The organism is Umezawaea beigongshangensis (assembly GCF_016464305.1).
Classification (GTDB): domain Bacteria; phylum Actinomycetota; class Actinomycetes; order Mycobacteriales; family Pseudonocardiaceae; genus Umezawaea_A; species Umezawaea_A beigongshangensis.
The window spans coordinates 82,175-91,649 of record NZ_JAEIOJ010000012.1 but is presented as its reverse complement, the minus strand read 5'-3'; the positions used below and the strand labels follow the sequence as shown (position 1 = coordinate 91,649).

General features: G+C 71.2%; 9 protein-coding genes. 1 reads left to right on the top strand and 8 read right to left on the bottom strand.

The window, feature by feature from the left end; translation table 11 throughout:
* Nucleotides 1-125: 125 nt before the first annotated feature.
* Nucleotides 126-731: a helix-turn-helix domain-containing protein gene (locus IMZ35_RS25130; protein WP_199443655.1), complete on the bottom strand. Its 606-nt coding sequence runs from the start codon at nt 729-731 to the stop codon at nt 126-128.
* A 91-nt stretch (nt 732-822) separates the two neighbouring features.
* Between IMZ35_RS25130 and IMZ35_RS25125 the strand changes: the two genes are divergently transcribed.
* Nucleotides 823-1,848: an alpha/beta fold hydrolase gene (locus IMZ35_RS25125; RefSeq protein ID WP_199443654.1), complete on the top strand. Its 1,026-nt coding sequence runs from the start codon at nt 823-825 to the stop codon at nt 1,846-1,848.
* A 79-nt stretch (nt 1,849-1,927) separates the two neighbouring features.
* Here the strand turns inward: IMZ35_RS25125 and IMZ35_RS25120 are convergent, their stop codons facing one another.
* The 7 genes from IMZ35_RS25120 to IMZ35_RS25090 all read right to left on the bottom strand — a co-directional run bounded on the left by IMZ35_RS25120 (nt 1,928) and on the right by IMZ35_RS25090 (nt 9,472).
* Nucleotides 1,928-2,605, bottom strand: coding sequence for a TetR/AcrR family transcriptional regulator (locus IMZ35_RS25120; RefSeq protein WP_199443653.1), 678 nt, complete (start codon nt 2,603-2,605; stop codon nt 1,928-1,930).
* Nucleotides 2,606-2,638: 33 nt separating this feature from the next.
* Complete coding sequence (locus IMZ35_RS31945; protein WP_307868746.1) at nt 2,639-3,100, bottom strand: carboxylesterase family protein; 462 nt, start codon at nt 3,098-3,100, stop codon at nt 2,639-2,641.
* Nucleotides 3,081-4,442, bottom strand: a complete 1,362-nt coding sequence (locus tag IMZ35_RS25110; protein WP_199443651.1) for an MFS transporter — start codon at nt 4,440-4,442, stop codon at nt 3,081-3,083. Before IMZ35_RS25110 ends, IMZ35_RS31945 begins: the two co-directional genes overlap by 20 nt.
* Nucleotides 4,443-4,603: 161 nt before the next feature.
* Nucleotides 4,604-5,944 carry a glycoside hydrolase family 10 protein gene (locus IMZ35_RS25105; RefSeq protein WP_199443650.1) on the bottom strand — a complete coding sequence of 447 codons (1,341 nt, stop codon included), beginning with the start codon at nt 5,942-5,944 and terminating at the stop codon, nt 4,604-4,606.
* A 120-nt stretch (nt 5,945-6,064) separates the two neighbouring features.
* The gene (locus IMZ35_RS25100; RefSeq protein WP_199443649.1) at nt 6,065-7,594 is read right to left on the bottom strand and encodes a glycoside hydrolase family 43 protein; all 1,530 of its coding nucleotides are present in this window, start codon (nt 7,592-7,594) and stop codon (nt 6,065-6,067) included.
* A gap of 85 nt (nt 7,595-7,679) precedes the next feature.
* Nucleotides 7,680-8,528 (bottom strand): carbohydrate ABC transporter permease, encoded by an 849-nt coding sequence (locus tag IMZ35_RS25095; RefSeq protein WP_199443648.1) that lies wholly within the window; start codon nt 8,526-8,528, stop codon nt 7,680-7,682.
* A complete protein-coding gene (locus IMZ35_RS25090; protein ID WP_199443647.1) occupies nt 8,525-9,472 on the bottom strand; it encodes a carbohydrate ABC transporter permease in 948 nt (315 codons plus the stop codon). Before IMZ35_RS25090 ends, IMZ35_RS25095 begins: the two co-directional genes overlap by 4 nt.
* Nucleotides 9,473-9,475: the final 3 nt, after the last annotated feature.

The window sequence follows — 9,475 nt, the reverse complement described above, 5'->3', positions numbered from 1 at the left end:
GCCCCACCGTCGGGCGGGGGCCCCCCCCCCCCGGGGTCTCGCTGTTCGGGGGGCGGGGCGGCCGGGGCGGCGGGGGCCCGGGCCGGCGGGGCCCCGCGACGCGGTCCGCGCGCCGCCTCTCGCCCTCAGCCCCAGGTCCCGGTCCGGGACGACCGGCCGAGATCGGAGCGCACGTGCGCACGCACCCCCTGAGGGCCGTAGAGGACCAGCAGTTCCACCGCGCCACCGTCGGCGCTGCCCAGCCAGTGCGGCGAGGACGTGTCGAACTCGGCGGCCTCGCCGGCCGGCAGCGTGAGGTCCTGCTCCCCGAGCACCAGCCGCAGACGGCCGCTGAGCACGTACAGCCACTCGGAGCCGTCGTGCGTCTGCGGAGTCGGCTCGAGCGGCGCCGACCGGGCGGGGATGATCATCTTGAACGCCTGCGTCCCACCGGGCCGCCGGAACAGCGGCACGAAGATCATCCCGAACCGGTGGACCGGCTTCAGGTGGATGCGCGGGTCACCGGTGCGCGGAGCGCCGACGAGGTCGTCCAGCGGAACGTCGTAGACGCGGGCGAGCGCCAGCAGCAGCTCCAGGGTCGCCCGGCGCTGCCCGCTCTCCAGCCGCGACAGGGTGCTCTCCGACACCCCGATCGTCATCGAGAGCTCGGCGAGGGTGATGCCCCGGCCACGACGCAGTGCCCGCAGTCGCGGTCCCACCGCGTCGAGCACGTCCTCAGTTGGTCCTTCCACACGAGCGAGCTTGCCACTACCGCAAGTTCTCGTGCCAGATCGAGGTGAGCGCGGCGAAGGTGGACGCATCCCGATCGGAGGACCAGAACACGTGATCACCACACCTCGGAAGCCGTACCGCTTCCCCGTTTCCGCACGCCGGGCGGTCGCCACCGCGCTCGCCCTGCTGCTCGCGATCAGCACCGCGGCCTGCTCCGCACCCGTGACCGACGCCCCCGCTCCCCACACCGCCGCGACCGGGCAGGACCCGCAGTTCCAGAGCACCTTCTGGCACGAGTTCGCCGACGTCGACGGCGTGCGCATGCACTACGTGACCGGTGGCAGCGGTTCGCCGGTCGTGCTGCTGCACGGCTGGCCCCAGACCTGGTTCGGCTGGTGGTCGATCATGCCCGCCCTCGCCGAGCACCACACCGTCTACGCCGTCGACCTGCCCGGACTGGGCGACAGCACCGGTTCCCCGACCGGCTACGACAAGGCCACCCTGGCGCGGTACGTGCACTCCCTGGTCGCCGAGCGGCTCGGAGTGCGCGACGCCCGCGTCGTCGGGCACGACCTCGGCGCCGCGGTCGCCTTCCAGTACGCCGCCCAGTTCCCCGCCGACACCGCACGCCTGGGCTACCTCGACCTGCCGCTTCCGGGACCGGGGATCGACGCGCCCACCTACCGCTCGCTGAGCTGGCACATCGCCTTCCACTCCCAGCCGCGGGTTCCCGAGGCGGTGGTCGGCGACGACGTCCGCGAGTACCTGGCGCTGTTCTACCCGCAGGTCTCCTTCGGCGGCACGGCGTTCGGCGGCACGTCGGACCGCTCCCCGTTCACCGACGCCGAGATCGACGAGTACGCGCGGACCTACAGCAGGCCGGACGCGCTCTCGGGCGGCTTCGAGCTCTACCGCGCTCTCGACGAGGACGTCCGCGACACCGTGGCGGCCGCACCGGTGCGCGTCCCGGCCCTGCTCATGACCGCCGAGGGGCAGCTCGACGCGATCCGGACCATCGCGGCCCCGCGCATGACCGACGTCGTGCGAGCCGTGGACGTGCCGAACGCCGGGCACTGGCTGGTTGAGGAGAACCCGGAGTTCGTCACCGCGGAGCTGCTGCGCTTCCTCGACGGGTGACCGTCTCCGGCCGTTGCCCCGCACGCTCGTCACCCGTGCGGGGCAACGGCTCCCGGACGACGCGGGGACCACCGCACCGTCAGATCAGGTCCCTGGCCTGGTCGCGCAGCGCCGCCAGCGACTGCCGCACGGCCGCGGTGTCCGGCAGGACGGCCAGCAGCAGAGGGCCGCCGGTGCTCGGATCGGCGGCCAGCACCCGGCGAACCCACTCCACGCCCTCCTGGAGCTCGGCGCGCGCGTCCGAGGTCCCGCCGCTGCGGGCGAAGTTGCCGAGCGCCGAGCGGTGCATCGCGTCGATCAGCGCCGAGAGCGCCACCGGCAGGAACGACGGACCGTCCTGTGGCAGGTGGTCGCGCAGGTAGGCCCTGGTCAACGCGACGTAGCGCTCGTTCTCCAGCACCTCGCGCTTGCGGAGCTCCGGCACGAGACGGGTCAGCCGGTAGCGCCGCAGCACCAGTTCCGGCCGACCGAGGAAGTCGAGCATCACCGCCTCGGTGGCCGCGATGACGACGTCGACCGGCGAGCGTCCACCGGTGGGTTCCACCAGGGTGCGCGCCAGCAGTTCCAGGCGCGCGGAGTGGTCGGGGAACGCCAGCTCGTCCTTGCCGTCGAAGTAGCGGAAGACCGTGCGCCGGGACGTCCGCGCCGCGTCGGCGACAGCCTCGACGGTGACGCTCTCGTAGCCCTGCTCCAGGAACAGCGCCATCGCCGTCTCCGCGATGCGGTACTTCGTCTCCAGCGCGCGTTCGACCGCCACAGATCCTCACCTCCCCGACGTCCGGTGGCGAGTCTAGGACGGCGGGCAGGTGGGGTGGCGTCCGCCACGAACGGTCCGCGGTGCCCGGCCGAACGAGAACGCGAACACCCCCTCGGCGTAGGTGCGGACCGCCGTCCGCGTCGCGAACAGCAGGCCCCCGCCGAGGGGGATCACCTCGGCCACCAGGCCCTCGGTCAGAGGTGAGACCACCGGCGCCCGCACGTCGACCGCCCCGGCGGACCGGCCCGTCACGGTCACGTTCGCCGGGTCGCCGCCGAAGGCCCGCGCGTTGCGGTCGACGAAGCGGAGCGCCTCGATCTGGTCGAGGGTGCCGAAGTTCCCGGAGTCGTCGTCCGGCTTGCCGGTCTGGAGCCCCGGCGCGGGCTCCCGTGCGCGTTCGCGGACGAGGTCGCGACCACCGCGGTGGCCACCAGCACGACTCCGAGCAGGACTGCGGCGACGCGGTTCCGCACGATCACCGTCTCCCCTGCGCACCGGCCGGAGCTCCCACGTCCGGCGCACCACCGGAGCGCCGGTCCTCGGAGCGCACCGCCCACCGCAGCAGCGGCACGAGCAGCACACCGGCGACCGAGCCGCCGACGAGCACGACGAACGCCGCCGACCCGCTCCCCCGGCTCTCGACGAACCCGTACAGGTAGGGCCCGACGAACCCGCCCAGCAGCCCGACCGTGTTGATGAACGCGAGACCGGCCGCGGCCATGAGCCCGGACATCCTCGCCATCGCGACCGACCAGTACAGCGGGAGGACGCCGATGAGCAGCATCATGGCGACGTCGATCAGCAGCACGCGCAGGACCGGCCCGTCGGCGAACGCGTAGGCGAACGCCACCACCGCCGAGGCGACGGTGACCAGCGACAGGACCCGGATCTCGTTCTGCACGCGGCGCTGGATCCACGGCACGACCAGCACGCCGACGAACGCACCGATCCCCACGCTGCCGCTCACGACCCCGACGAGGAACGGCCCCTCGACGTCGAGGCCCTCGACGATCGACGGGAAGTTGTACTGGACGGCCACGCTGGTGATCTGGTTCGCGAAGTAGACCGCCGACAGCGCGAGAACGACGGGTCTGCCGAACGCGACCCGGAAGTTCCCCCTCAGGGTGCTGTGCGCCGGAGCCGTGCGCACGACCGCGCGGTCGTTCAGCACCTCGGCCTCCCGCGCGGTCAGCCACGGCGCGTCCTCCGGCCGGTCGGGCACCCGGCGCCACACGAGGAAGGCGACGGCGATCGTGATCGCGCCCTCGACGAGGAACATCCACTGCCAGCCGTGCAGGCCGCCCGCTCCGCGCAGCTCCATGAGCGCGCCGCCGAGGGGACCGCCGAGCGTGAGACCGGCGCACACGGCGAGGTAGACGATCCCGACCACCGTCACCCGCTGCTTCTGCGAGAACCAGACGGTGACGACGTACATGAGCGCCGGGTACAGGCCGGCTTCGGCCGCGCCGAGGAGGAACCGGACGACGTAGAACGACAGTTCGCCCTGCACGAAGGTCGTGCAGGCGCAGAGCGCGCCCCAGGTCACCGCGATGCGGGTGATCCACCGTCGCGGACCGACCCGGTGCATGATCAGGTTGCTCGGGACCTCCAGGAGCGCGTAGCTCAGGAAGAAGATGCCCGCGCCGACCCCGTAGGCGGCGGCGCCGATGCCCACGTCGGCTTCCAGCGAGCTCTTGGCCAGACCGACGTTCGTGCGGTCCACGAAGGCCATGAAGTAGACGAGGCACAGGATCGGCAGGAGGTGGAGCGCGGCTTTGCGACTCGCCGTGGCGTGCAGGACGTCGCCGTCGTCCGGCACGGTCCGCTGCTGGTTCACGTGAACCTCCGGTAACACTGAATGTCATCGTTATGACACTGCGTGCCAGACGACTGTGCCACGGGTCACATCAGCGCACAAGGGTCTCGGGACCCGCCGCTGCTCGGCGCCGAGCAGCGGCGGAGCGGGAGGGCCGGGGTCACCGGCCCTCCCACCGCGGTTCAGCCGACCCGGCAGGAGACGCTGGGCCAGTTCCAGTTGCCGTTGTGCTGCACGGTGAACCCGAACGCGCTGCCGCTGCCGTTGGGGCGAGCGGTCATCACGTTGCCGCTGGAGTCCCAGGTCGCGCTGGTGTTCCAGGTCGCGATGACCTTCTGGGGCGAGGTGACGGTGACCGTGACGATCCAGGCGTCGGTGCCCGAGACGGTGATCTGACCGTTGAAGCGGTCGTTCCACTTGTCGCCCTCGGAGTACGTCGCGGTGCAGTCACCGGGGTTCGGCGGCGTGGTGGTCGGCGTGGTGGTCGGCGGGGTCGTGCCGGAGCCGCTGTTCAGGACGTCGAGGACGGAGGTGTAGGCGGCCTTCTTGTTGCCGGAGCCGTCGAACAGCAGCGGGGTGCCCGACGCGCGCCAGGAGTCGGTGTCCCTGATGCCCCACACGGTGATGCCGGTGCAGCGCGCCACCGCGAGGCAGGCCTGCGTCACGCCCTGGTACTGCTGGGCCTGGCTCGACCCGGAACCCTCGATGTCCAGCTCGGTGATCTGCACGTCCACGCCCAGGTCCGCGAAGTTCTGCAACGTGGTGTGGTAGTTCGACGGCACGGGGTTGCCGCTGTTGAAGTGCGCCTGGAAGCCGACGCAGTCGATCGGCACGCCGCGGGACTTGAAGTCCTGCACCATGCGGTAGACGCCCTGGGTCTTGGCGTGCGACCAGTTGTCGGTGTTGTAGTCGTTGTAGCAGAGCTTCGCGCCGGGGTCGGCGGCCCTGGCGGCGCGGAAGGCCGCCTCGATCCAGTCGTTGCCGGTGCGCTGGAGGTTGGAGTCGCGGCGGCCTCCGCCGCTGCCGTCGGCGAACGCCTCGTTCACCACGTCCCACGCGTAGATCTTGCCGCGGTAGTAGGTGGCGACCTGCGTGATGTGGTTGAGCATCGCCTGGCGCAGCGCGCTGCCGCTCATGCGCTCCATCCACGGCGGTTGCTGCGCGTGCCAGGCCAGCGCGTGCCCGCGCACCCGCTTGCCCTGGTTGCGGGCGTGGTTGACGATCCGGTCGGCGTTGCCGTAGGAGAACTGGTTCTGGCCCGGCTCGGTCGCGTCCATCTTCATCTCGTTCTCGGCCGTGACCATGTCGAACTCGCGGTTCAAGATGTTCACGTAGGTGGAGTCCGAGAGTCTGTTCGCGGCGACCGCCGTACCGAAGTAGCGACCGTTCTGCTGCGCCGCCGCGGCGAGCGTGGAGGCGGCGCCGCTGGCGGGTGTGGCCACGAGGACCGCGGCACCCGCGGCGACGGCCACCAGTGTCGACACGAGTGCGACTCGTGAGACCGACTTCGCTGTCAGTTTCATGTTCAGCGCTTCCTGAGGAGCACCCGCGAGAACGCGGGCGGGGACGGGGACGGGGTGGAACTGGTGGTGCAGGTGCTGACCGGGTCGCCGTGCGGCGGCCCGGTCAGCGCCGGTACGTGGTCAGGAGTGCTCCTGAGCGTCGAGCGGACCGTGCTCGAACCAGTCGAACGACGCGGTGCCCGCGGTGACGTACACGCCGACGACCCGGCCGGTGAAACCGGTGGCGACCTCAGTGGACAGGTACCTGCCGTCGAGTTCCGCCAGCGGTTCCGGGTCGTCGCCGACGTGGAAGGCGAGGAAGTCCGGCGCCCCGACGTGCAGGCCGGAGGGTTCTCCGTCGGCCGGTGGGCGCTCCCGGGCCGGCCGGGTGGTGATCGCGAGGGTCACCGGGCCCGGCGGCACGGGGCGCGTGGCCGTGCTCTGGCGCAGGGGCCCGATGCGGGCGATGACGCTGGCCCGTCCGTCGGCGACCTCGACGTCGTAGTGGTGGGCCTCGTCCAGCCGCACCGACAGGCCCGCGCGACCGGACTCCGGGTCCAGGCGCACGACCGTCCGGCTCTCGGGGTACTGCTGACGCCAGCCGACGAAGGTGCAGCCGGGGTGGTCGAGCGAGGAACCGGTGGCGTGCAGGGTCAGCCATCCCGGTCGTCGCGTCAGCGACCACGAGTCGTCCGGGCGCGACCGGGGCGAGATCCACCGGGGATCGAGCTCGGTCGCGTCGAAGTCGTCGCGCCGCGGGGCCTCCTCCAGCGGCCGCGGCCGGCCCGGTGCCCGTTCCCGGAGGTTCACGGGGCCGACGCGCGGCCAGCCGTCCTCCCAGCGCACCGGCGTGAGGAAGGTTTCACGGCCCAGGACGTGGAAGCCGGGGCTGTACCCGCGGGGACGGGTGGCGAGCAGGACCATCCACCACTCGCCGTCCGGGGTGCTGACGAGGTCGGCGTGGCCGGTGCTCTGGACCGGGTGGTCGGTGCCGCGGTGGGTCAGGACCGGGTTGACCGGAGCGGCCTCCCAGGGGCCGCGCGGGGAGCGGGCGCGCGCCACCGCCACGGTGTGGCCGCGTTCGGTGCCGCCCTCGGCGATCACCAGGTACCACCACTCGCCGACGCGGTGGAGGTGAGGCGCCTCCGGCCACTGGAGCCCGGTTCCGGACCACGCCGGAAGCGGTCCCTCCAGCACCTTCCCCGTCTCGGGGTCGATGCGGGCCACCCCCACGCCCTGGAAGGCGCACCAGCAGTTGCCGTCCTCGTCCCACGCCAGGTCCGGGTCGATGCCGGGCAGGTCGATCCACACCGGGTCGGACCAGGGACCCGCGGGCTCGTCGGCGGTGACGATGAAGTTGCCGCCGCTCGACACGTTCGTGGTGATCAGCCAGAACCGGCCGTCGTGGTGCCGGATCGTGGGGGCGTAGACGCCGTCGGAGGCCGACGCGTCGGGCGGCAGCGGGAGCTGCGAGGGTCGGTCCAGGACGTTGCCGATCTGCCGCCAGTGCACCAGGTCGCGGCTGTGGAAGATCGGCACGCCGGGGAAGTACTCGAAGCTGGAGCACACCAGGTAGTAGTCCTCACCGACCCGGCACACGCTGGGGTCCGGGTGGAATCCGGGGATGACGGGGTTGTCGTAGTACCAGCCGGTCGTCGTCGGTTCCGGCAACCGGGTTCCGGGGGTTTCCGCGTGCACTGGTCTCTTCGCTCCGGGGTGTCGTGGGAGAAGGCGGGAACGGGTGTCCGAGCGGGCCTCAGCCCTTGAAGGCGCCGTCCAGGACGCCCGCGACCATGCGCCGCCCGACCAGGACGAACAGCACGACCAGCGGGACGGTGGCCAGGAAGGAGCCCGACATGGCCAGGCCGAGATCGATGTCGTAGCTGTTCTGGAGTGCCTTGATGGCGATCTGAGCGGTGTAGCGCTCGGGTGACTTGAGCACGATGAACGGCCAGAGGAAGTCGTTCCAGGCGGTGACGAAGCCGAACAGGCCGAGCACGAACGCGGCCGGGCGCACGACGGGGAAGACGATGCGCCAGAACACCTGCCGCGTGTTCGCGCCGTCGATGCGGGCGGCCTGCACCAGTTCGTCGCTGATGGTGAGGGAGATGTGCTGGCGCATCCAGAAGATGCCGAAGGCACTGGCCAGACCGGGCACGACCAGGGCTTGGAGGGTGTCCACCCAGCCCAGTTCGGACATGATCATGTACTGCGGGACGACCGAGAGCTGGGTGGGCACGGTCATGGTGAGCACGACGACGAGGAACAGGGTGTTGCGGCCGGGGAAGCGCAGCTTGGCGAAGGCGAACCCGGCCAGCGCGCACAGCACCGCTTGACCGGCGCCGATGGCGGTCGCCACGAACACGCTGTTGCGCAGCGCCTGGACGAACGGCACCGTGTCCAGGACCAGACCCACCAGGTGGAAGAAGTTGTCGCCGGGCACGACCTCGGGCGGCATCCGCGTGGCGGCCGCGGTGTCGGTGGTGGCCACGACGAACATCCAGTACAGCGGGAACAGGCTCACGACGGTGGTCGCGGACAGCAGCAGGTAGGTCCACCAGCGGACCCGGCCGGGGTGCCGACGGCGCGGCGGGGTGCTCGTCATCGGTCCGCCTTGATCCGGGTGGACAGCAGGTAGTTGATCGCGGCGATCAGCACGACCACGACGAACAGCGCGACGCCGACCGCCGAGGCGTAGCCGAACTCGAACTGACCGAAGCCCTGTTCGTAGAGGAACAGCGTCAGCGTCTGGCACTGCCGCACCGCTCCGCAGGTCAGCGGCGCACCGGAGGCGATGAGCAGGGGTTCGGTGAAGATCTGGAGGCCGCCGATGGTGGAGGTGACCACGGTGAAGATGATCACCGGCCGCAGCGAGGGGACGGTGATGTGCAGGAATTGCTGCCAGGCGCTCGCGCCGTCGATGACCGCGGCTTCGTGCACCGCGCGCGGAACGGCCTGCAGCGAGGCGAGGTAGAGCAGGGTGGTGTAGCCGAACCAGCGCCAGGTCACCATCGTGGCGATGAGGACGTGACTGCCCCAGGTGGACTGCACGAAGTCGACGGGTTCCACGCCCACCAGGCCCAGCAGCCAGTTGAGCAGCCCGTAGTCGCGGTCGAACAGCTGCGCGAACACGATCGCGGTGGCCGCCACCGAGGTCACGTACGGCACCAGCACCGACATCCGGAAGAACAGGGCGAACCGCAGCCGGGCGTGGTCGAGCACGTGCGCCAGCAGCAGGGCCAGCAGCAGCTGCGGCGCGGTGGACAGGGCCCAGATGCTCACGGTGTTGCGTGCGGCGTTCCAGAAGCGGGGATCGGCGAACATGCGGGTGAAGTTGTCCGTGCCGATGAACACGCGGTCGCCGATGGGGTTCCAGTCGAACAGCGCGACGTAGAAGGTGAAGGCGAACGGGAACAGCCCGAACACCGCGAAGACGACGAAGAACGGCGCGATGTAGGCGTACGGCGACAGGCGCTCGCCCAGTCGCCGGGTCCTCCGGGAGACCGGCGGCGGCACGACCGGGCGCACCGGGATCGACGTGACGGTCACGGT

Excerpts from the sequence above, each read along its gene's own strand:
- IMZ35_RS25105 (WP_199443650.1), bottom strand. The coding sequence starts at position 5,944 with ATGAAACTGACAGCGAAGTCGGTCTCACGAGTCGCACTCGTGTCGACA.
- IMZ35_RS25095 (WP_199443648.1), bottom strand. The coding sequence starts at position 8,528 with ATGACGAGCACCCCGCCGCGCCGTCGGCACCCCGGCCGGGTCCGCTGG.